Origin of the sequence: Citrobacter sp. Cm046, from assembly GCF_030333065.1 — a bacterium.
GTDB lineage: Bacteria > Pseudomonadota > Gammaproteobacteria > Enterobacterales > Enterobacteriaceae > Citrobacter > Citrobacter murliniae.
The window spans coordinates 83,204-104,625 of record NZ_JAOWGP010000042.1; the positions used below are offsets into that span (position 1 = coordinate 83,204).

Annotated in this window: 18 protein-coding genes; 10 read left to right on the forward strand and 8 right to left on the reverse strand. The window is 50.6% G+C overall.

Annotated features, from left to right (window positions below):
• Nucleotides 1-53: 53 nt before the first annotated feature.
• The 3 genes from fucU to fucI form a co-directional block, all read right to left on the reverse strand.
• Nucleotides 54-476, reverse strand: coding sequence for an L-fucose mutarotase (gene fucU, locus OGX98_RS14665; RefSeq protein WP_045446943.1), 423 nt, complete (start codon nucleotides 474-476; stop codon nucleotides 54-56).
• A gap of 1 nt (nucleotide 477) precedes the next feature.
• Nucleotides 478-1,896, reverse strand: a complete 1,419-nt coding sequence (gene fucK / locus OGX98_RS14670; RefSeq protein WP_045446941.1) for an L-fuculokinase — start codon at nucleotides 1,894-1,896, stop codon at nucleotides 478-480.
• 118 nt (nucleotides 1,897-2,014) lie between these two features.
• Nucleotides 2,015-3,790 carry an L-fucose isomerase gene (gene fucI / locus OGX98_RS14675; protein ID WP_045446939.1) on the reverse strand — a complete coding sequence of 592 codons (1,776 nt, stop codon included), beginning with the start codon at nucleotides 3,788-3,790 and terminating at the stop codon, nucleotides 2,015-2,017.
• Between the two features lie 464 nt (nucleotides 3,791-4,254).
• On the opposite strand from fucI, the gene OGX98_RS14680 reads away from it, so the two are divergent.
• The 7 genes from OGX98_RS14680 (at nucleotide 4,255) to fucO (ending at nucleotide 12,517) form a co-directional block, all read left to right on the forward strand.
• Nucleotides 4,255-5,754 (forward strand): sugar ABC transporter ATP-binding protein, encoded by a 1,500-nt coding sequence (locus OGX98_RS14680; RefSeq protein ID WP_200009919.1) that lies wholly within the window; start codon nucleotides 4,255-4,257, stop codon nucleotides 5,752-5,754.
• Nucleotides 5,755-5,757: 3 nt separating this feature from the next.
• Nucleotides 5,758-6,741: an ABC transporter permease gene (locus tag OGX98_RS14685; RefSeq protein ID WP_045446933.1), complete on the forward strand. Its 984-nt coding sequence runs from the start codon at nucleotides 5,758-5,760 to the stop codon at nucleotides 6,739-6,741.
• A gap of 73 nt (nucleotides 6,742-6,814) precedes the next feature.
• A complete protein-coding gene (locus tag OGX98_RS14690) occupies nucleotides 6,815-7,765 on the forward strand; it encodes an ABC transporter substrate-binding protein (protein ID WP_045446930.1) in 951 nt (316 codons plus the stop codon).
• Between the two features lie 52 nt (nucleotides 7,766-7,817).
• Nucleotides 7,818-9,398, forward strand: coding sequence for an FGGY-family carbohydrate kinase (locus OGX98_RS14695; protein WP_048220647.1), 1,581 nt, complete (start codon nucleotides 7,818-7,820; stop codon nucleotides 9,396-9,398).
• 65 nt (nucleotides 9,399-9,463) lie between these two features.
• Entirely contained in the window at nucleotides 9,464-10,462 is a 999-nt protein-coding gene (locus OGX98_RS14700; protein ID WP_045446924.1) for a LacI family DNA-binding transcriptional regulator, read from the forward strand.
• 232 nt (nucleotides 10,463-10,694) lie between these two features.
• Complete coding sequence (fucA, locus tag OGX98_RS14705; RefSeq protein ID WP_045446921.1) at nucleotides 10,695-11,342, forward strand: L-fuculose-phosphate aldolase; 648 nt, start codon at nucleotides 10,695-10,697, stop codon at nucleotides 11,340-11,342.
• 26 nt (nucleotides 11,343-11,368) lie between these two features.
• Nucleotides 11,369-12,517 (forward strand): lactaldehyde reductase, encoded by a 1,149-nt coding sequence (gene fucO / locus OGX98_RS14710; protein ID WP_200009918.1) that lies wholly within the window; start codon nucleotides 11,369-11,371, stop codon nucleotides 12,515-12,517.
• A gap of 76 nt (nucleotides 12,518-12,593) precedes the next feature.
• Here the strand turns inward: fucO and xni are convergent, their stop codons facing one another.
• From xni to queF, 5 genes are all read right to left on the reverse strand, one after another.
• The gene (xni, locus tag OGX98_RS14715) at nucleotides 12,594-13,349 is read right to left on the reverse strand and encodes a flap endonuclease Xni (protein ID WP_286493354.1); all 756 of its coding nucleotides are present in this window, start codon (nucleotides 13,347-13,349) and stop codon (nucleotides 12,594-12,596) included.
• Between the two features lie 117 nt (nucleotides 13,350-13,466).
• Nucleotides 13,467-14,834: an L-serine ammonia-lyase gene (locus OGX98_RS14720; RefSeq protein ID WP_045446912.1), complete on the reverse strand. Its 1,368-nt coding sequence runs from the start codon at nucleotides 14,832-14,834 to the stop codon at nucleotides 13,467-13,469.
• A gap of 50 nt (nucleotides 14,835-14,884) precedes the next feature.
• Nucleotides 14,885-16,174: an HAAAP family serine/threonine permease gene (locus OGX98_RS14725; protein ID WP_045446909.1), complete on the reverse strand. Its 1,290-nt coding sequence runs from the start codon at nucleotides 16,172-16,174 to the stop codon at nucleotides 14,885-14,887.
• 562 nt (nucleotides 16,175-16,736) lie between these two features.
• Nucleotides 16,737-18,101 (reverse strand): nucleotide 5'-monophosphate nucleosidase PpnN, encoded by a 1,365-nt coding sequence (gene ppnN / locus OGX98_RS14730; protein WP_045446906.1) that lies wholly within the window; start codon nucleotides 18,099-18,101, stop codon nucleotides 16,737-16,739.
• Nucleotides 18,102-18,214: 113 nt separating this feature from the next.
• Nucleotides 18,215-19,063 (reverse strand): NADPH-dependent 7-cyano-7-deazaguanine reductase QueF, encoded by an 849-nt coding sequence (gene queF / locus OGX98_RS14735; RefSeq protein WP_045446904.1) that lies wholly within the window; start codon nucleotides 19,061-19,063, stop codon nucleotides 18,215-18,217.
• A gap of 68 nt (nucleotides 19,064-19,131) precedes the next feature.
• On the opposite strand from queF, the gene syd reads away from it, so the two are divergent.
• From syd to truC, 3 genes are all read left to right on the forward strand, one after another.
• Complete coding sequence (gene syd, locus OGX98_RS14740) at nucleotides 19,132-19,677, forward strand: SecY-interacting protein (protein ID WP_045446901.1); 546 nt, start codon at nucleotides 19,132-19,134, stop codon at nucleotides 19,675-19,677.
• A 632-nt stretch (nucleotides 19,678-20,309) separates the two neighbouring features.
• Nucleotides 20,310-20,639 carry a YqcC family protein gene (locus tag OGX98_RS14745; protein ID WP_045446898.1) on the forward strand — a complete coding sequence of 110 codons (330 nt, stop codon included), beginning with the start codon at nucleotides 20,310-20,312 and terminating at the stop codon, nucleotides 20,637-20,639.
• Complete coding sequence (gene truC / locus OGX98_RS14750; RefSeq protein ID WP_045446895.1) at nucleotides 20,639-21,421, forward strand: tRNA pseudouridine(65) synthase TruC; 783 nt, start codon at nucleotides 20,639-20,641, stop codon at nucleotides 21,419-21,421. Before OGX98_RS14745 ends, truC begins: the two co-directional genes overlap by 1 nt.
• The last annotated feature ends 1 nt before the right edge of the window (nucleotide 21,422 follow it).

The following is a 21,422-nucleotide window of genomic DNA, read 5'->3' on the forward strand; positions in this document are numbered from 1 at the left end:
TGATCCTCATCATTTGATGAATGCCCGTATCTGACGGGCATTCTGACCAGAGATTACGGCGTTACCCCTTTTTTCAAAAGAATATTTCCGTATTTTGCCTGCTCTCCGGTAATGACGATCGCAAACGCTTTTTGCGCCCGTTCATAGAATGCATAGCGATCGATGCGGGTAATATCCGGTCCGGAAGTCGTTAAAGAGAGCGCATCGCGGTAACGCCTTTCAACGTTCGGATCGAGAGAATCTCCTTCTACGGCGGCCATCATCACCAACGGTGGGGCGTAGCTGTCCAGCTCAAACAACGGAATAATGGCCTGCAACAGATCGCTGACCTGCAAACCATCGGCACGGATAACCTGTGGTCCCATGCTGTGTGCCGGAAAGTGGGCATCGGAGAAAATTATCTCATCGCCATGTCCCATTTCCGCCAGCACTTTCAGCAGGTCAGGGGAAATTAAGGGGGAAATCGTTTTAAGCATTTCACTCGACTCCTGTGAGTTCGGATTCGGTTTGGGGATAGAAGTAGCGATATCGGTAGCGCACCTGTGCGCGGGCCTGTTCCGGGGTAGCAAACTCACCAATACCTGACCAGCCAAACATTGCAGCTCCGGCGACGGTAGTTTCGGCGTCATCCAGTACCTTGACGGGGATCCCGAGTACGTTGGCTTTTATCTGATTCCACAGCGCGTTGCGACTTCCTCCGCCAACTAACAGCAGCTCCGTCGCCTTGAAGTGGCTGATAGTTTCCAGCGTGTGTAGATTTTGCTGGAGCTGTACCGTTAATCCCTCCAGTGCTGCACGGTAAAAATGTCCGCGAGTGCTGTTCAATGTGACACCCTGCCAGCCTGCGTTAGCGTTGGTGAGCAAATCGCACTGCATCTTTACGCCTTCAGCGCCTGTTGGAATAGCTTGCGCCTCACTTATCAGCGTTTGCCAGGGCGTTTCTGCCGTCCACAGCAGTTTACGCACCCACTCGAGCACGCCGGAAGCCAACCATTGCATACCGGGGTTGTACAGTCCGTTCTGACTGTCCAGCTCGCAGGTGGAACCTGAATAATGGCTGAGCAGGGGAGTATTCACTTGTGCGCTGCGCACCATCAGAATTTCCCATGTGCCGGAAGAGAGCACCGGTTCATCCGGCTGCGCGCCTGCGCCAAACAGCGCAAACTGCGTGTCGTGCCCGGCGGAAATAACCGGAATACCTGGCGGAAGCCCAAGCTGCTTTGCGGCTTCGTTTTGCAGCGTTCCGATCTGTTCCCCTGCCTCGACTAAGCGTGGGAAAAGCCGGCGGGGTATACCAGTTGCCTGCAGAATGTCATGGCTGAAATCTCGCTGATGGATCTCCAACATCTGGCTGGTTCCCGCCATCGTGATATCTGTGGTGAATTCGCCGGTTAAGCGGTGGTTGATAAGCGATGAAATAAAAAGCCAGGCGTGCGCCTGCTCCAGCAATCGTGGGTGGTTCTCTTTGAGCCACACCAGTTTGTACAGCGTGTTGAAGCTGAAAGCGCCGACACCGGAGATGTCCTGCAACTGCTGTGGTGATATCAGGCGATCGATACTGGCCATGACGGCGGCGGTACGCGGACATTTCCAGCTGATCACCGGATAAAGCAACTCACCATGCTCATCAACCAGCGCGCCGTCAACACCAAACGTAGTGACCGTAATCCCGCGGATCTGGCAGGAGGCGAGTTCAGTTGCGAGTCGCTGGCAGCAGTCGGCAAAGCGCTGCAGAATGGCATCAAGGGACCACTGATGCCAGACACTGTTTTCAGCGGCAATATCACTGGCATTGGGGGTGGAGGCGCGGGCGATAATTTGTCCCTGACGGTCAACGGCTATGGCTCGCACGTTCGTCGCACCACAGTCGAGGACCAAAATAACGTCTTGTTTCATAATCGCTCCTGGCATACCCGTCATACCTCAAACTGCAGGACAAAAATGCTAATGCGTTTTTGTCCTGCGCTTGAATGACTTAGGGTATGAGAACCCTGTCGTTATGGGGATGGAACTCTTAACGCTTATACAGCGGCCCGTAGTTTTGGCAGGCACGATAGTCCTGGCCTTCGCTATCCATACCGTGGGCTGCCCAGGCTGAAGGACGGTAAATTTTCTCTTCTTCCACGTTGTGCATACAAACCGGGATACGCAGCATGGCGGCAAGCGTAATAAAGTCTGCGCCAACATGGCCAATCGTCAGTACGCCATGGTTAGCGCCCCAGTTAGCCATCACTGAATAGACATCGGTGAATGGTCCTTTTCCGGTTAAGCGCGGTGCAAACCAGGTTGTCGGCCATGTGGAGTTGGTGCGCTCATCAAGCTGCGCGTGCACATCCTTCGGCAACTCCACGCTCCAGCCTTCAGCGATTTGCAGTACCGGACCCAGACCTTTGATGATATTGATGCGAGTCATGGTGAACGGCACGCCGCCTTCGGTCAGGAAGCGCGAAGAGTAGCCGCCGCCACGGAAGTATTCGTGGATTGCCGGACACCATTCGGTAGCCGCCAGACAATCATCTGCTTCTTGCTGCGAGATCTCCCAGTGCGGTTTCATGGTTGGCTTGCCTTCGCTGTCGCGCTGTTTGCAGGAGCCGTCCAGTGCCGCAGATCCAGAGTTAATCAGATGGATGATGCCGTGTTCAGCAAGACCAGTCAGCGGTTTACCAGTTACGCGCTCTACCGCCTCGGGTGACCAGTAGGTGCGCACATCGGCAAAGACTTGCGCCGTTCCGGTGAGTTGGTGACCAAACAGCATCGCCACACCGTTCAGGCTGTCGTTTTCGGTGGCGACAACATACGGCTGGCGTAAACCATTCCAGTCGAATGAGCTGTTCAGCAACGCTTCGGCGGTGTCGCCGTTTGGATATTGATCCGTCCAGTGGCGCTGCCCCTGGAAACCAGCAGCAATAGCGTTGTAGCCCAGAGACTCTTCTACAAGGCCTTTTTCTGCCAGTTTCTTATTCCCTTGCATCATGTCACGGATGCACATTGCCATCAGCAGACTCTCTTTCAGTACCGCACGGCTTTGTTCCTCGTTACGCTTGTATTGCTGCGCATTCTGATCTTCGCCGTAGCGGAAGTTTTTGTCCGCCCACGTCAGTGCGATTTCCAGTTCAGCTTCGTCATAGATTTTTTTGTCAATGCGACGACGTAATTCGGTCATATCAACAGGCTGAACCTTCATTCCCAGCCAGGATTCGAAGAAGTTATGATCGACGATAGATCCTGCGATCCCCATCGAAACACCCCCTACGGACAGATAACTTTTGCCCTTCATGCTGGCAACGGCTAAGCCCGCCCGCGTGAAACGTAGCAGTTTTTCTTCTACATCGGTGGGGATAGTGGTGTCACCAGCATCCTGCACATCATGGCCGTAAATAGAGAAGGCGGGGAGACCTTTTTGGTTATGCGCAGCCAGAGCTGCCGCCAGGTAAACGGCGCCAGGACGTTCTGTTCCGTTGAAGCCCCAGATGGCTTTCGGACGCATAGGATCCATGTCGATAGTTTCGCTACCGTAGCACCAGCATGGGGTAACGGTAATCGTCACACCAACGTTCAGACCGCTGAATTTTTCTTCACAGGCGGCGGATTCAGCCATCCCGGCAATGCAGGTGTCTGCGATCACACATTCAATCTGTGCGCCACAGGCGTGACGAAGTTTCTCTGTGATAAGCGCGGCAGTGGCTTTTGCCATGTTCATGGTTTGTTCTTCGAGCGATTCACGTACACCCATGCGACGCCCATCAATCACCGGACGAATACCGATTTTCGGTAAACTGATTTTGTTCATTCGAGGTTCCTCATCTCACTTTATGCCGTGCAGCTGAAGTGGATATTGGATACCACTGCCGCAGTTGGCTGAATTTTTCATTTTTGCTAACTCGAGTTAGCTTAGGTATTAGAGAGTTTTTTGCACAACTTTTTTGTTGTGGAACTGTGAGAAGCTTCACGAGAAGTGGTTAAAATTCGATCTGCGTCAAATAAACAAAATCACTGATTTAAGATAATTTTATTTATAATCAGAGGGATAGAATAAATTGTCTGCCCGGCATCACAATTTTAAACCAAATGATTTGGTTATTTTTGGCAGCTAAAATAGCTTTAAAAGGCAAATCGCTAACTCGAGTTAGCATTTTTGATAAAACGTATATGATCTTTAGGAAGTATTCGCATCAACGGTGACGATGGCTCCCTGACAACGCTGTTTTCGCCTGATTCACTGACTGCAGTTTCTGTATATTGAGGAAAGCAGCAATGTCCGAAACATTTTTACAGATGAGTCATATTACGAAACGTTTTCCCGGAGTATTAGCGTTGAGTAATGTGGATTTTGCTTTACGCAAAGGTGAGGTTCATGCGCTGCTGGGGGAAAATGGCGCGGGAAAGTCTACCCTGATGAAAATTTTATCCGGTGTTTATCAACCTGATGAGGGAGATATTGTTTTCGAGGACCAACCCGTTGCATTCGCGAACCCATTGAGCGCCCAGAAAGCCGGGATCACGATTATTCACCAGGAATTTAATCTTTTTCCTGAACTCACGGTTGAAGAGAATATATTTATTGGCAGGGAGTTTTGCAAAAATAACCGTTGGCGCCTTGATGAAAAACAACAGCGCCAGGCTGCTATCGATATTTTGCAAAAATTAAACCTGAATATCTCGCCAGAGACTCTGGTTGCCGACCTCACTGTCGCGCAACAACAAATGGTTGAGATTGCAAAAGCGATATCGGTGAATGCCAAAGTTCTAATTATGGATGAACCGACCGCTGCACTAACCGAAACGGAGATCGACAGTTTATTTCAGGTTACCCGTTTACTTAAAGAGCAGGGTACTGGCATCGTTTATATCTCTCACCGGCTTGAGGAACTGGCGCTGATTGCCGATCGTGCCACCGTCATGCGGGATGGTCAGTTTATCGCCACCGTTGATTATGATGCGGTAAAAATCAGCGATCTGATCGCTATGATGGTTGGCCGTGATCTCGGCAATATCTATCCTCGTCGCGAGCCACAATCCCAGCGCAAACCGGTGCTGGAGGTGAGCGGTCTGACGCGAAAAGGTGTACTGAACGACATCAACTTTACCCTTCACCAGGGGGAGATTTTAGGCTTTGCCGGTCTGATGGGCGCAGGTCGTACTGAACTGGCGCGTGCGATTTTCGGCGCTGACCCAATAGATAGTGGAACGATTAAGCTGCGCGGCAAAGAGACGGTGGTAAAAGATATCCCTGACGCCATCAGGCAAGGTATCAGCTATTTAACCGAGGACAGAAAAAAAGAAGGACTGGCATTAGGCTTGTCTGTTGAGCGTAATATTATGCTCGGCAATTACCCGGAGTATTCCGATCGCTATGGCAATGTTGATAGTAAACGCTGTCAGAAAATAAGTCAGGAACAGGTAAAAACTCTGCGAATTAAAACGCCGCATCTTGAGCAGGCTGCGTTGAATTTAAGTGGCGGTAATCAGCAGAAAATTATTATTGCCAGATGGGTATGTAAGGATACTGATATTCTCATCTTTGATGAGCCCACGCGTGGTATTGATGTAGGGGCTAAACTTGAAATTTATGAATTAATGAATCGTCTGGTGGCAAAAGGAAAATCAATTATCATGATTTCTTCTGAATTACCGGAAGTGCTGGGTATGTGCGATCGCATTTTAGTTATGCGCAATGGCCGTATTACCGGTGAGTTAGCTTCTGATGACGCCACACAAGAAAAAATCATGCAATACGCGACGTTAGAGGACTAATTTATGACTATCTCTGTAACCTCTTCAGACAGCAATAATAAGAAAATAAAAATTAACAAAGAACTTTTAATGCGCCTTGCGCCGCTTTTTAGCCTGATTATTCTGGTGATATTTTTTAGCTTTGGCTCACCTTTTTTCTTTAATACTGAAAACATTATGACAATTGCCCTGCAAACCTCGGTGATTGGCATCATGGCAATTGGCGTTACCTTCGTCATTATCACCTCAGGGATCGATCTTTCTCTCGGGTCTGTCGTCGCCTTTTCCGGGGTAGCGGTAGGGATATGCGCAACGCTGGGCCTGCCGTTGCCAGTGTGTATCCTGGCAGGTGTTCTGGCCGGAGGATTATGCGGCTATATCAACGGGATACTGGTAACCAAAATGACGATACCGCCATTTATCGCCACGCTGGGACTGATGATGTCTGTCAGGGGCATCAACATGGTGATGACTGACGGTCGCGCGATTTACTTTGCTGATTACCCTACGTTCAAAATGCTGGCGCAGGGACGCCTGTTCGATGTGCTGCCTTATCCTGTTTTTTACCTTGTTGTTGTCGCGCTGATTGCCGCTTATATCCTGAAGAAAACGGTCATTGGCCGTTATGTTTACGCTGTAGGCAGTAACGAAGTTGCAGCACATCTTTCCGGGATCAAAGTCCAGCGCGTCAAAATTTTCGTCTACGCCTTTTGCGGTCTGCTGACCGGGATTGCCGGGGTCATTCTGGCTTCTCGTCTGAACTCAGGACAACCTACGGTCGGTGTGGGTTATGAGCTGGAAGCGATAGCTGCGGTTGTGATTGGCGGTACCAGCCTGATGGGCGGGATTGGGACTATCGGTGGCACTATCATCGGCGCATTCATTATGAGTGTACTGAAAAATGGTCTGAACCTGATGGGTGTCTCTCAGTTCTGGCAAATGGTAGCAATGGGTGTCGTGGTTATCGCTGCGGTTTACCTCGATACATTACGCAAGAAAATTCGTTGATTAACGCTCCCGGTAGTCACGGGGCATCATAACCCTGACGTTTAGGGTGACTCACTCAGAACGGAGTACAACAATGAAAACCAGGCATTTTGTCTATGCGTTATCTCTGCTGGCCTGCATGACCTCCAGCGCATTGGCTAAAGATATGAATCTTCCGGTGGTCAGTAAAGGTTTCCAGCATGAATTCTGGCAAACCGTGAAAATGGGTACAGAAGCGGCAGCGAAAGAGCTGGGTGATAAAACCAGCTATGTCGGACCGGCGGATGAAACCCAAATTGCTGAGCAGATTCAGTTAGTTGAAAATGCAATGGCGCAAAAACCTAATGGACTGTTGCTGGCGGCGTTAGATGCCAATGCACTCGCACCGCTGGTGGAAACGGCCAACTCACGTGGCATTAAGGTCGTGACGTTTGACTCTGGCGTGAATTCCGATATTCCTGCCAGCTTTGTGGCAACCAATAACCGTAAAGCGGGGGCAGAAGCGGCAGATGCGCTTGCTGCTGAGGTGGGTAACAAAGGAAAAGTCGGCATTATTGCGCATGTGGCAGGCACCTCTTCAGCGATTGAACGCTCGGAAGGATTTATTGCCCGCATGAAGGAAAAGTATCCGGATATCCAGGTTCTCCCTGTCCAGTACAGCGATGGCGATCCGCAAAAAGCGATGGATAAGACCATCGATATGATTCAGGCGAACCCTGACATCGCAGGGATCTATGGCACCAATGAAGGTTCAACTTTGGGGGTTGCTAACGCTATTGATAGTCAAAACCTGAAGGGCAAAGTGAAGGTGATTGGCTTTGACAGTACCGAGGCGATTATTGCCTTCCTGAAGTCCGGAGTTATCCAGGGCTTTGTGGTACAGGATGCCTATCAGATTGGCTATCAGGGTATCAAAACGCTGAATGCCGCAGTGTCGGGTCAGTCCGTACCGAAAGAGATCGATATTCCCGTGAAATTTGTTAACGCGAAGAACATTAACACGCCGGAAATCGAGAAGTTATTGCACCCATTCGGTAAGAAATAAGCCCGTTGGGGCGAAACTCTCGCCCCATTTTTAGCCAGCGTAGGGAGTTACTATGAGCAGTGGATATTTCCTCGGTGTGGATGTCGGTTCCGCAAGTGTCAGGGCCGGTGTATTTGATGCCAGCGGCAAGCGCCTGGCCTTTGCGACTTTCCCTATCTCGCAGTTTCGACCAGGCCCGGAGCGAGTGGAGCAATCTTCTGCTGAAATCTGGCTGCAGGTTTGCAGTGCGGTGAAAGGGGCGGTGTCGTCGGCCGGCGTTCCTGCAGAGGAGATCCGTTCACTGGGTTTTGATGCCACCTGTTCTCTGGTCGCGCTGGATAAGCAAGGGCAGGGGCTGGCGGTTTCACCTGGGGAATCGCCGGACCATAACATCATCATGTGGATGGATCACCGTGCAGCGCAAGAGACCCAGTGTATCAATGCGACAAAGGATCCGGCTCTGCGCTACGTAGGTGGTGAAGTTAGTGTAGAAATGGAGCTTCCTAAAGCACTCTGGCTGAAGAATCATTTTCCCGCTACCTGGCAGAGTGCGCATCGCCTCTACGATCTGGCGGATTTTCTGGTCTGGAAAGCCACCGATAATGATGTGGCGGGACTGTGTACCCTGACCTGCAAATGGAACTATCTGGCACATGAGCAACGCTTTAGCCATTCCCTGCTCGACGCTGTTGAATTAACCGATCTACTGGGCAAAATTCCGTCTCGGATCCTGCCGCCGGGAGCTGCTGTTGGTACGCTTAGCCCAGAAGCTGCACAGGCGTTGGGGCTGACGACAGCAGTAGTGGTCGCTAGTGGAATGATTGATGCCCATGCTGGCGGAGTTGCACTTGCTGGTGCTCAGCCTGCGGGAACGCTGGCGCTGATTAGCGGAACGTCAAATTGCCATATGTTATGCAGCGCACAGGAAATTCATACGCCGGGTGTATGGGGACCGTACTGGTCCGCCATGTTGCCAGGCTACTGGTTGACGGAAGGTGGGCAGAGTGCTGCCGGTGCGTTAGTTGACTGGACACTTCAGGAGTCAGGAGCCAGCGCCGAGCTGTTTCGTAAAGCCGAAGCGCGGGGCTGTCATCCGATCGTTTTAGTGAATGAATGGGTTGCTGCGCTGGAAGAAAATGAATCGGAACCGGGGCGCTATCTGCATGTATTGGCCGATCACCACGGAAACCGTTCACCGCGAGCAAGACCCGATGCCAGGGGCAGCGTCTGCGGTTTGACTCTTGAGCGAGGAGAGGGACAGCTTGCCCGCTTGTATCTGGCGACATTACAGGCGATCGCCTGCGGTACGCGGCATATTATGGAAGTGATGCGCGAAAACGGCCATACCATTTCTCGACTGACGCTGTGTGGCGGCGCTACGCATAATCCTTTGTGGCTGCGAGAGTATGCCGATGCTACCGGATGCGATATCCATCTGATGCAGGAAGAAGATGCCGTGACATTAGGCGCGGCGATTACCGGCGCGGTCGCAAGCGGCGCGTGGTCGAATTTTCCAGCAGCGTGCCAGGCGATGGTTACGCCAGGTGAAGTGATTAAGGCAAATCCACAGCGGCAGGACTTTTATACCCGCAAATATCAGGCTTATCTTACAATGTGGGATCAACAGCAGACGCTTAACCAACTGATGCAGTAAGACAAAAGTTTAAAATACTTTTATGATTGTGAATGGACGTTTTGGATGTGGACTGGGGCATATAGATGGCTAAAACAGTAGAACAGATAGCCAGCGATCTGAATTTATCGGTTACGACCGTGCGACTGGTGTTGAATGGGAAAGCTGAGCAATATCGGATCAGCGTCAAAACCCAGACTCGCATTAATGAATACGTTGAGCGATATGGTTACGTGATAAACCATTCGGCCCGTAGCCTGAAACTCAATAAAACGGATACGCTGGGTCTGATTGTGCCCAATATTTCCAACGTCTTTTTTGCCACGCTCGCAGAAAAACTCGAGCAACGCTGTCGTCGCTCTGGATATCAGCTAACGATTAGCTGTACCTACGATGATGTGGATTACGAAAACAAATTAACCAAAGCGTTAATTGCACGCAATGTTGATGGTCTCTTTATTGTTCCTTCGACATTAGAAAATCAGCAACACCATTTACGCCAGGTCAGAAAACCAATGGTGTTACTTGACCGTGATTTTAAGTACACCGATAACGCGCTGGTTGAAAGTCATAATATTTTGGGTGGTGAAAAGCTGACGCAAAGTTTGTTTGACGCGGGGAAATCGCCAATCTGGTTTTTAGTGGGGGATACCGGTTTACCCAGTATCGGCGATCGTTTGAAAGGTTACCTAAATGCGTTGAGTAAAAATGGTATTTCTCATCAGGATTGGGTGCGTGAAGGCCCGGACAATACCCCGGATGGTGGCTATCGACTCATGGACAAACTGATCAACGAGCAGGGCTGCCCTCAGGCGTTTATCGCCTCGTCGTTACCCGTGCTGGAAGGTGCAGTTATCGCGATTCGCAACCGTTTTGGTGTTATTCCACCTGATATCAATATTGGGACATTCGATGAACATCCGATGTTGGGATTCCTGGCCAATAATGTCTGGTCAATGCAGCAGGACGAAAATGTCTGGGCAGAAAAAGCATTCGATATGATGATGAGTGCAATTGACGATCAGCCAATTAAAGAAACGGTAAAAGTTGAGATGAAACTTATTAAGCGTGTCAGACAGAAATAACACGTAGCTCTACACGTCATCCTTCAAGCTGCCTCCGTGTTGGCTGCGTTCGCTCACTTGCCGTCTTGACGCAATTTGAATGATTTTGTGTATGTACTAAAAATAATTCAGCCTACTGAATCTGAATAATAATATTCAGTGGCTGCTCATATCTGAAACCTGACCGCGTCTTATTCTGCGGGTGCATTATTTCGCAATAAAGACGAGGGGAAACTGTACCCGGAGATTCATTATGGAAAGAATGCGTTTATCTCGAGAAATTATTGAAACTTGCCTTGAAATGACCAGCCTTGGACTGAATCAGGGAACGGCGGGAAATGTGAGTGCACGTTATGAGAACGGAATGTTGATCACGCCCAGCGGTATTCCTTATGAAAGACTCACAGAAAATATGATCGTGTATGTCGATAACGACGGTAATTATGATAAAGGACAATTACCTTCCAGCGAATGGCGTTTTCATCTGGCAGCCTACCAGACACGGCCAGATGCTAATGCGGTCGTGCATAATCATGCGATTCATTGCACTGCGGTGTCGATTCTGAACCGTCCAATCCCTGCCATTCACTACATGATTGCGGCTGCCGGAGGTAACTCCATTCCATGTGCGCCGTATGCGACATTTGGTACTCGCGAACTGTCAGAGCATGTGGTTGTTGCCCTGCAAAACCGAAAAGCCACACTGTTGCAGCATCATGGGCTGATTGCCTGCGAGGCGAATCTGGAAAAAGCCTTGTGGCTGGCACAAGAAGTGGAAGTTCTGGCCCGTCTTTATCTGAGCACGCTGGCGATTGTCGATCCCGTTCCGGTACTGGATGATGAAGAAATCGCTATTGTGCTGGAGAAATTCAAATCCTATGGATTACGTATTGAAGAGTAATTTCGCATAGCGAAAGGAGAAAAACGATGGCGAACAGAATGATTCTGAACGAAACGGCATGGTTTGGCCGGGGAGCTGTTGGGGCGTTAACCGATGAGGTCATCCGCCGTGGTTACCGTAAAGCGCTGATTGTGACAGATGCTAATCTGGTGCAGTGTGGTGTTGTCGATAAGGTAACATCGCGGATGGACGCAGCAGGTCTGGAATGGGACATTTTTTCCGGCGTAATGCCCAATCCAACCATTGCGGTGGTACAAGAAGGGCTGAGTGTCTTCCAGAAAAGTGGTGCAGACTATCTGATAGCCATTGGTGGCGGTTCGCCGCAGGATACCTGTAAGGCTATTGGCATTATCCATAATAACCCTGAGTTTGCCGATGTACGCAGTCTGGAAGGGTTATCGCCAACGCGCTTCCCGAGCGTACCGGTTATGGCAATCCCCACTACGGCGGGGACGGCAGCAGAAGTGACCATTAACTACGTGATCACGGATGAGGAGAACAGGCGTAAGTTTGTTTGTGTCGATCCGCATGATATCCCGCAGGTGGCGTTTATTGATGCGGATATGATGGATGGCATGCCTGCCGCATTAAAGGCTGCGACCGGCGTTGATGCGCTGACCCACGCCATTGAAGGCTACATCACGCGTGCAGCATGGGCGTTAACGGATGCGCTGCACATTAAAGCTATTGAGATTATTGCCAGTGCGTTACGCGGTTCAGTTGCCGGAGACCTTCAGGCGGGTGAAGCGATGGCGCTGGGCCAGTACGTTGCGGGAATGGGGTTCTCAAACGTCGGTCTGGGGCTGGTGCATGGTATGGCGCACCCGTTGGGGGCGTTTTATAACACACCGCACGGCGTCGCCAATGCTATTTTGTTGCCGCATGTAATGCAGTACAACGCTGAATTTACTGGAGAGAAATTCCGTGATATCGCCCGTGCGATGGGTGTGAAGGTGGAAAATCTGACTCTGGAAGAGGCACGCAAAGCCGCCGTTGATGCGGTGTTTGCGCTTAACCGTGACGTGGGGATCCCGCTGCACTTACGTGACGTTGGCGTGCGTAAAGACGATATACCGGCGCTGGCGCAGGCGGCATTCGATGATGTTTGTACCGGTGGAAATCCGCGTGAAGCGAGCCTTGCCGATATTGTCGAGTTGTACCATATGGCCTGGTAGTTCTTATGTACGTATCCGGCTTACAGTTTGTTGGTTCTGTAAGCCGGATGAGCGCAGCCACACGGCAATTCATTTATCATCGTATCAGCCGAAGTTGCTGCAAATTCCCGTCGATATGTAAGTTCGTTTGCAACCGGGCGATATCGCGGCAAAGAAATGCCATCTCTTTGTGCGCCTCCAGTTTCTTACGCCATTTTTCAGGCACATTATCGAGATGGGCGTAAATCCCTTCCAGATGTTGAAACTGAACTAACAACTGGGTTGCGCTTTTAGGACCAATGCCTGCGACGCCAGGTACTTTTGAACTGCTTATCCCCGCCAGTCCCCAATAATCCGGTAACTGCTGAGGCAGTACGCCAAACTCTTTCTCAATGAACGGTGCATCCAGCCAGCGCTTTTGAAAATAATCGCGTATACGCAGCGTCGGGGAGAGCAACTGACAGTAGCCTTTATCGGTCGAGACAATGGTAGCCTGATGCCCAGCCTGGGTGACTTTTACTGCCAGGGTTGCGGCCAAATCGTCAGCCTCATTACCACTTGAGACCCAGCAGCAGACCCCACGCTGCTCAAAAGCGGTACGTAAGGCGGGCATTTCATTATGTAATTCGTCGGGCATCGGTGGACGGCCCGCTTTGTAGTCGGGCAGTCGTTGGTGACGCCAGCCGCTGTTACGTGCTTCATCATCAAATACTGCAACAGCATGCGTGGGCTGGCTGTGCACAATTAATTGATCGAGCGCGTGCTGGCATGTCTCCACACAAGGTGAACCCTGAACCGCATGAATGCGGCGGATGAGATTCAGTGCATCAACGATAAGCAGATGGACGGCCACAATGTTCTCCCTTACAAATCAGGGTGTAGGGTAACATTCACGGCGAAGCGAGGCTAATATCAGAAATCAACATTTTGCCGGATGGCGGTTAACGCCAGTCCGGCAATCTGAAGAGAATTAATCGCAGGTAACAATCTTCATTGCCAGGCCGCCGCGAGAAGTTTCGCGGTACTTGGCGTTCATGTCTTTACCCGTTTCGTACATGGTCTCGATAACTTTATCGAGGCACACGCGCGGCTCGCTGGTACGGCGCAGCGCCATACGTGCAGCATTAACCGCTTTCACGGAGGCAATGGCATTACGTTCAATGCACGGTACCTGAACCTGACCGGCAACCGGATCGCAGGTTAAACCGAGGTTGTGTTCCATACCGATTTCCGCGGCGATACATACCTGCGTTGGGCTACCGCCCAGCAGTTCAGCCAGACCCGCCGCCGCCATTGAACATGCTACGCCGACTTCACCCTGGCAACCGACTTCAGCACCTGAGATAGAGGCGTTCATCTTGTATAGTGAACCAATGGCGCTTGCGACCAGCATATAGCGTGCCAGTGAGTTAGCGTTCACTTCGCGGATGAACTTGTCGTAATACGCCAGCACAGCCGGAACAATCCCGCACGCACCGTTAGTCGGTGCAGTGACCACGCGTCCACCGGCAGCATTTTCTTCATTAACCGCCAGCGCGAACATGTTGATCCAGTCAACAACCGCCATCGGATCGGTTGTGGTTTTATCACTGCTTACCAGCATACGACGCAGTGCTGCCGCTCGACGTGGAACGCGCAGTTTGCCCGGCAACACGCCTTCTGTGGTGATGCCACGTTCAATTCCGCTACGCATGACTTCCCAGACGTTGGCAAAGTGCTGTTCCAGCTCTTCTTTGCTGTGTAACGCCAGTTCGTTTTGCATCATCAGACCGGAAAGCGACAGACCAGTTTCCTGGCAATGTCTTTGCAGATCGGCTGCGGATTTATACGGGTACGGTACGTTTACCGGCGAGTTATTCGGTAAACCAAAGTGTTCTTCATCAACGATAAATCCACCGCCAATGGAATAGTAGGTCTGGCTGTATATGGCCTTTTCACCCGCCAGCGCAGTAATTCGCATCCCGTTTTCGTGCAGAGACAGATTATCTGTATGGAAATTCATGCACTTATCGACCGGGAACTCAACTTCATGCTGACCGTCTGCCAGCAGCAAACGTCCATGAGTATTAACATCCTGGATGAATCCCGGGATGGAGTCGATGTCTACGGTATCCGGCAGATTACCCGCCAGGCCCATAATAATCGCGATGTCGGTGTGGTGGCCTTTCCCCGTCAGAGACAGAGAACCATAAACATCAACCACTACGCGGGTTACGTCAGTGAGTATTCCGCGCGCAATCAGGTCGTCCGTGAATTGTTTGCCTGCTTTCATTGGGCCTACAGTATGGGAACTGGAAGGGCCAATGCCGATTTTGAAGATATCGAATACGCTAATCATTAGGCGTCCATTGTGTAACGAGGTGCGCCGCACGAGGGCGGCGCAGGGGATTAACTAAACAGCGAGTAGAAAATAGCGGAGATTGCAATCAGGCCCATAATCACAACGAAGACGTTGCTGATATGACCGCTGTACTTACGCATTGCCGGTACTTTCTGAATCGCATACATCGGCATCAGGAACAGAATCATCGCGATGATTGGGCCACCCAGGGTCTCAATCATACCGAGGATGCTCGGGTTCAGCGTTGCCACAATCCAGGTGGTTACCAGCATGAACAGCGCAGTGATTTTGTTCAGTTTGTTGATTTCGATGGATTTGCCTTTGCTACGCAGAGACTTAATTACCATACCGTTGAAACCTTCACGTGCGCCCAGGTAGTGGCCGAGGAAGGATTTGGTGATAGCAATAATCGCGATGATCGGTGCCATCCAGGCAATGATCGGCGCGTTAAAGTGGTTCGCCAGATAAGACAGGATGGAGATGTTCTGCTCTTTCGCCGCAGCCAGATCCGCCGGGGTCAGGCTAAATACGCAACTGAAGACGAAGAACATAACGGTCAATACCATCATGATGTGAGCGAATGCCAGGATCTTAGAACATTTCTTCTCAGCTTCATCACCGTACTCTTCACGCTTCGCTACGGCGAAGGAGGAGATGATCGGGGAGTGGTTGAAGGAGAACACCATTACCGGGATTGCCAGCCACAGGGTCAACAACAGGCCATTGCCGGTGGTTGCAGCAGAGTCAAAAGACAGAGTTTCCAGAACCGCACCGCTCCACTGAGGGATCAGGTACAGAGCCAGCAGCATCAATGCAGCAACGAACGGGAACACCAGGATGCTCATCGCTTTCACGATCATCTGCTCACCGAAGCGAACAATGGTCATCATGCCGACAATCAGGATCAGAGAAAGGATCGCGCGCGGCGGTGGGGTAATTGCTAGCTGATGGGTCAGGAAGCTTTCTACTGTGTTAGTGATAGCAACGCTGTATACCAACAGAATAGGGTAGATAGCGAAGAAGTAGAGCAGGGTAATCAGTTTACCTGCGCCAATGCCAAAGTGTTCTTCTACAACTTCGGTAATGTCTTCACCCGGATTTTTACCGGATAACACGAAGCGAGTCAGGCCACGGTGAGCAAAGAAGGTCATCGGGAAGGCAAGAATGGCCATGATAATCAGCGGGATCATACCGCCAACGCCTGCGTTAATTGGCAGGAATAATACACCCGCGCCAATCGCCGTGCCGTAAAGGCCCAACATCCACATGGTGTCTGTCTTGCGCCATGCGCTGCGGGTCTGGCCCGTAACGATAGTGCTGGTTTGCGTGTTTTCCATCTATTTCTCCTGGAGGAAGCTTAAAAAGTCAGGTTTGGGTTCAATCCAATGAAAAAAGACCCGACTGTAAAACGAAATTCGTTTAGCGATTTTTTATATAATTTTTCGCCGTAATAATTTTCGGGCGGAAAGATACATTTTAGTTATGAATGTATCAGTGATCGCGATCTCAAATGCAATAATCCACCTTTTATGTGGATAAATTTGGACCATTAATCTGTTAAAAAATAGTCAAAGCGAATTTACGGGCGCGAAGGCTACCATTAACGACATATGCCATGAAAGGTAAGGCGAGAAGATACGAGCGTTGCGCTGTAAAAACTGTCATTTTTAGTGAATTCTGGCGACTAATAATAATTTGCGGCGATAAATCACGGTCGGCTTCGTAAGGTAAACGTTTGCGTGTTGAGGCTTTTTTGAGGAGATATTATTGGTATTTATGTGTTGGAGTTGTGCTATGTGACTGGTATCACTAAAAAAGCCGGGAGGCAGAGGTGCCAATCCCGGCTTGTATATGGACAAATCTGTCACCGCGATAGCAGCGTCAATCTGTCGTTGGAGGTTAAGCGCAGATCTCGTAGCAAGGGATATACGCAGTACCAGGTAGCTTCATACGATGTTGCGCAACAAAGCCCTGCAGGAGATCGTCCATGCGCCGCATCATCTCGCGGTCACCGTGGATTTTGTACGGGCCAAACTCTTCAATGGCACGGATGCCAACTTCTTTCACGTTACCCGCAACAATACCGGAGAACGCACGACGCAGGTCAGCCGCCAGCACTTCAACGGGCTGGTCAGGATACAGTTTCAGATTGGCCATGTTTTCATGGGACGGCTCGAACGGCATCTGCAAGTCAGGTGCGATACGAATCGACCAGTTGAAACTGTAGGCATCTCCGGTGTCGCGGCGATTCTCTTTCACCAGCGGCATCGCTTTTTTCATCAAGCGCGCTACTTCCGAAGCATCATCAATGATGATGCGGTAGTGACGACGAGCATTTTCTCCCAGCGTGTGCACGATAAACTCATCCAGGACCCGGAAGTAATCCGCACTCTCTTTAGGACCGGTCAGGATCAGTGGCAGAACCTGATCTTTGTTGGCCGGATTCATCAGGATCCCCAACAGATACAGCAGCTCTTCCGCTGTTCCTACGCCACCAGGGAAAATGATAATACCGTGCGCAATACGTACAAACGCTTCCAGACGTTTTTCAATGTCCGGCATGATAATGAGTTCGTTAACCAGCGGGTTAGGCGGCTCAGCGGCAATGATTGATGGCTCAGTCATACCGATAAAGCGGCTGTCTCTGTAGCGCTGTTGGGCGTGGCCGACCGCAGCACCTTTCATTGGGGCTTCCATCGCTCCTGGACCACAACCGGTACAGATGTTCAGTTCACGCAGACCCAGTTGAGTGCCGACGCGACGGGCATAAAGGTACTCATTTTCGTTAATCGAGTGACCGCCCCAGCAGACGACCATATTCGGCGCTTCACCGACGTGCAGCGCTCGGGCGTTACGCAGGATTGAGAAGACCAGGTTAGTGATGTGCACTGAGCTTTCAAGATCCAGATGTTGAAAGCGACCGGCGTTACTGATCTGTCCGTTGACAAAAAGAATATCGCGCAGCACGGCAAACAGGTTGGCCTGTAGCGCGCGAATAATACGTCCATCAACAAACGCATCTTCAGGTGGGTTAATCAGTTCCAGCTTCACGCCACGTTCGCGGCGTAGCACGTTAATGTCGAAACTTTCAAAACGTGACAGCAGCTCTTTGCTGTTGTCAGTCAAACTGCCGGAGTTCAGGACGGCAAGAGAACAGTTACGAAACAGTTGATACAGGTCGCTGCTGGCCGTGCGTTTAAGCATATCGACTTCCAGCTGCGACAACATGTCCATTGAGCCAAGGGGGCTAATATGTGTAATCAAGTAAACTCCTTACGGGACGAGAGACATCATCCTCTATTGATTACAATAGCCCTGGCTTATGATCTTTCACAACCTTGCGTGCGGAATCCGACACGCAAAATTGAGAAAAAAGATTACTGACGTACCAGTCTGCCGATGGCGGGGACAAAATTGGTGTTAGTTCGCCACGGATTAATGTCCAGGCCGCCACGTCGAGTGTAGCGCGCGTAGACGCTCAGTTTTTCCGGCTGGCAGAAGCGCAGAATGTCATTGAAAATGCGTTCCACGCACTGCTCGTGGAATTCATTGTGATGGCGGAAAGAGACCAGATAACGCAACAGCTTCTCGCGATCGATTTTCCGTCCACGGTACTGAATTTGTATGGAGCCCCAGTCCGGCTGATGAGTGATCAGACAGTTGGATTTCAGCAAGTGGCTGACCAGGGTTTCTTCCACCGCTTTCTCACCGCTAACGGCATTTTCCAGATACTCTGTACTGAATTCGTAGTTGTCGATAACGATGTCCTGGTCATCGATGCAGGTACCGTTGAAATGGGCAATAGGTTGCCCTTCCAGTTCGTCAATACGATAGAGTGCCACGCTGACATCACCCTGAGCGCAGGCGCGCAGATCGTTTTCCAGCGTCTGGCGAACCGCATCCCAGGAGTCAAACCGGGTTTGGTTGTAGCTGTTCAGATAGAGCTTAAAGCTTTTCGATTCAATCAGATTAACGCTGGTGTAATCCAGTTCAACGTGACCGACGGCAACCTGCGGCAAGCCGTTAGCATTCAGCCAGGACAGTTCATACAGCGTCCAGATATCGGCACCGTGAAAAGGCAGGTTATCGGCCTTTAAATCCAGCGGGTCGCGGTTCAGGCTGCGCGGAACGCCCTGCAACAGACTGGCATCGTAATTATCCCGGTAATCTGTTGATTTTCCGAGAGTCAGGCCATCAAGCGCCTGATGGTTTTCATAAGAAGACATGTTTCACCGTCATAAACCAGATACACTATGCGACAAGTGTATCCTGGCTTTTGTGAAGAGAGAAATCAGTGGACGAATTGACTGCGCAGGCGTTGACAGCCTTTACGACACGTTATTGCGACGCATGGCATGAACAAAATAACAGTTGGCCGTTGAGCGAAGAGCTGTACGGCGTACCTTCTCCGTGCATTATTTCTTCCACCAATGATGCGGTGTACTGGCAACCCCAACCCTTTGTGGGAGACGCCAACGTAAATGCGGTTGAACGCGCCTTTGATATTGTGATACAACCCGCTATTCATGCTTTTTATACCACCCAGTTTGCCGGGGATATGCACGCGCAGTTTGCAGATGAAAAGCTGACATTGCTGCAAACCTGGAGTGAAGATGACTTCAGGCGTGTTCAGGAAAACCTGATCGGCCATCTGGTTACGCAAAAGCGACTCAAGTTATCGCCTACGCTTTTTATTGCCACACAAGAAAATGAACTTGATGTCATTTCCGTGTGCAACCTGTCTGGAGAAGTGTGCAAAGAAACGCTGGGTACCCGTAACAGAACGGTACTGGCGGCTTCGCTTGCGGAATTTCTCACTCAACTTAAGCCTGTTCTGTAGTCCAGTTTGCCCTGAACCGTGTGAGAGATCTCTTACAAACCCTGTAGGAGATTGCCAGGTAATAAGTAAAGGTTTAGTTGTTCCATTTAACACTAATTTTATGTAAATCAACGTATTACTATCTTACTACCCGCTTTCATATGAAAAAAAGCTTAAGGGGTTGTCTGTAAGTGTCTTGTAAGATAAGGCGAAACAGGCGATTCTATCTCTGTCGACAAGGAGTCGCACAACGAAGTGAACATCAGGATGATGACACTTCTGCAGGACACACCAGGATGGTGTTGCAAGGACAGGCTTCAGGATGAAGCAAAGAGGAAAACGCTGGATGCGTTAAAGGACACCTCCAGGAAGGAGAACGAGAGCCGGTCAGGATAGCCGGTGGGTCAGGATGGCCAGGGACACTTCAGGATGAAGTTTTCACATCGGGGTGGTGTGAGCAGGATGCAAACGTTCAGGACGAACAGGTCGAAAGACCACAGGAAAAGTTGTCACGGATGAGCAGGGAGCACTAAAAGTAGCTGGAATGCTGCGAAACGAACCGGGAGCACTGTTTTTACAGTGCTCCCTTTTTTTATTTCCTTCTCACAAGTGCTATTCTTCGCGCCAGATTTTTCATCATTGAGGTTAATTTCATGACGACTCATGACCGTGTGCGCGAGCAGTTACATGCGCTAGAAGCGTTGCTGCGTGAACATAATCACTGGCGGATGGATGAGCCAGAGGAGCATCTGTTTACCAGCACGCAGCCTTTTTGTATGGATACCATGGAACCAGTTGAATGGCTGCAATGGGTGTTGATTCCCCGCATGCATGCCCTGCTGGATAATGCTCAGCCGCTTCCGGAGGCATTTGCCATCTCGCCGTATTACGAAATGGCGCTGGCAGCCGATCATCCGCAGCGTGAGGTTATTCTGATGGCATTGCAGGATCTGGATGCGCTGTTTACAAGCGATAACATCTGATGCTGGAAATACTCTATCAGGATGAATGGCTGGTTGCTGTAAATAAACCTTCTGGCTGGCTGGTCCACCGTAGTTGGCTCGACCGTGACGAGAAAGTGGTGGTGATGCAAACGGTGCGCGACCAGATTGGTCAGCATGTTTTTACCGTTCATCGCCTCGACAGACCGACATCTGGTGTGCTGCTGATGGGGTTATCCAGTGAAGCCGGGCGTCTGTTGTCGCAGCAGTTTGAGCAGCATCAAATCCAGAAACGTTACCATGCGATTGTGCGCGGCTGGCTGATGGATGATGCGGTGCTGGATTATCCACTGGTGGAGGAGTTGGATAAAATCGCCGATAAATTTGCCCGCGTGGACAAAGAGCCGCAGCCAGCGGTCACACATTATCGAGGTCTGGCGACGGTTGAAATGCCGGTGGCAACCGGGCGCTATCCGACAACCCGATACGGGCTGGTGGAGCTTGATCCTCAAACAGGGCGTAAGCATCAACTCAGACGCCATCTTGCTCACTTGCGCCATCCTATAATTGGCGACAGTAAGCATGGAGATTTGCGGCAAAATCGCAGTGCTGCAGAGCATTTCGGTTGCCAGCGATTAATGCTGCATGCCAGCCAGCTTGAACTTATTCATCCGTTTACCGGGGAGCCGCTGGTTATTCGCGCCGGACTTGACGAGGTCTGGATGCAGGCGTTATCACAGTTTGGCTGGCGTGGACTTCTCCCTGAGAATGAAAGGGTTGAGTTAAGCGAGCCGTCGGGTCAGGATGAGCAGATAGATTCTTAAT

Bases quoted from the DNA above. Each gene is read 5' to 3' on its own strand.
- fucU (WP_045446943.1), bottom strand. From the start codon at position 476: ATGCTTAAAACGATTTCCCCCTTAATTTCCCCTGACCTGCTGAAAGTG.
- fucK (WP_045446941.1), bottom strand. From the start codon at position 1,896: ATGAAACAAGACGTTATTTTGGTCCTCGACTGTGGTGCGACGAACGTG.
- fucI (WP_045446939.1), bottom strand. From the start codon at position 3,790: ATGAACAAAATCAGTTTACCGAAAATCGGTATTCGTCCGGTGATTGAT.
- OGX98_RS14680 (WP_200009919.1), top strand. From the start codon at position 4,255: ATGTCCGAAACATTTTTACAGATGAGTCATATTACGAAACGTTTTCCC.
- OGX98_RS14685 (WP_045446933.1), top strand. From the start codon at position 5,758: ATGACTATCTCTGTAACCTCTTCAGACAGCAATAATAAGAAAATAAAA.
- OGX98_RS14690 (WP_045446930.1), top strand. From the start codon at position 6,815: ATGAAAACCAGGCATTTTGTCTATGCGTTATCTCTGCTGGCCTGCATG.
- OGX98_RS14695 (WP_048220647.1), top strand. From the start codon at position 7,818: ATGAGCAGTGGATATTTCCTCGGTGTGGATGTCGGTTCCGCAAGTGTC.
- OGX98_RS14700 (WP_045446924.1), top strand. From the start codon at position 9,464: ATGGCTAAAACAGTAGAACAGATAGCCAGCGATCTGAATTTATCGGTT.
- fucA (WP_045446921.1), top strand. From the start codon at position 10,695: ATGGAAAGAATGCGTTTATCTCGAGAAATTATTGAAACTTGCCTTGAA.
- fucO (WP_200009918.1), top strand. From the start codon at position 11,369: ATGGCGAACAGAATGATTCTGAACGAAACGGCATGGTTTGGCCGGGGA.
- OGX98_RS14720 (WP_045446912.1), bottom strand. From the start codon at position 14,834: ATGATTAGCGTATTCGATATCTTCAAAATCGGCATTGGCCCTTCCAGT.
- OGX98_RS14725 (WP_045446909.1), bottom strand. From the start codon at position 16,174: ATGGAAAACACGCAAACCAGCACTATCGTTACGGGCCAGACCCGCAGC.
- queF (WP_045446904.1), bottom strand. From the start codon at position 19,063: ATGTCTTCTTATGAAAACCATCAGGCGCTTGATGGCCTGACTCTCGGA.
- OGX98_RS14745 (WP_045446898.1), top strand. From the start codon at position 20,310: ATGACGACTCATGACCGTGTGCGCGAGCAGTTACATGCGCTAGAAGCG.
- truC (WP_045446895.1), top strand. From the start codon at position 20,639: ATGCTGGAAATACTCTATCAGGATGAATGGCTGGTTGCTGTAAATAAA.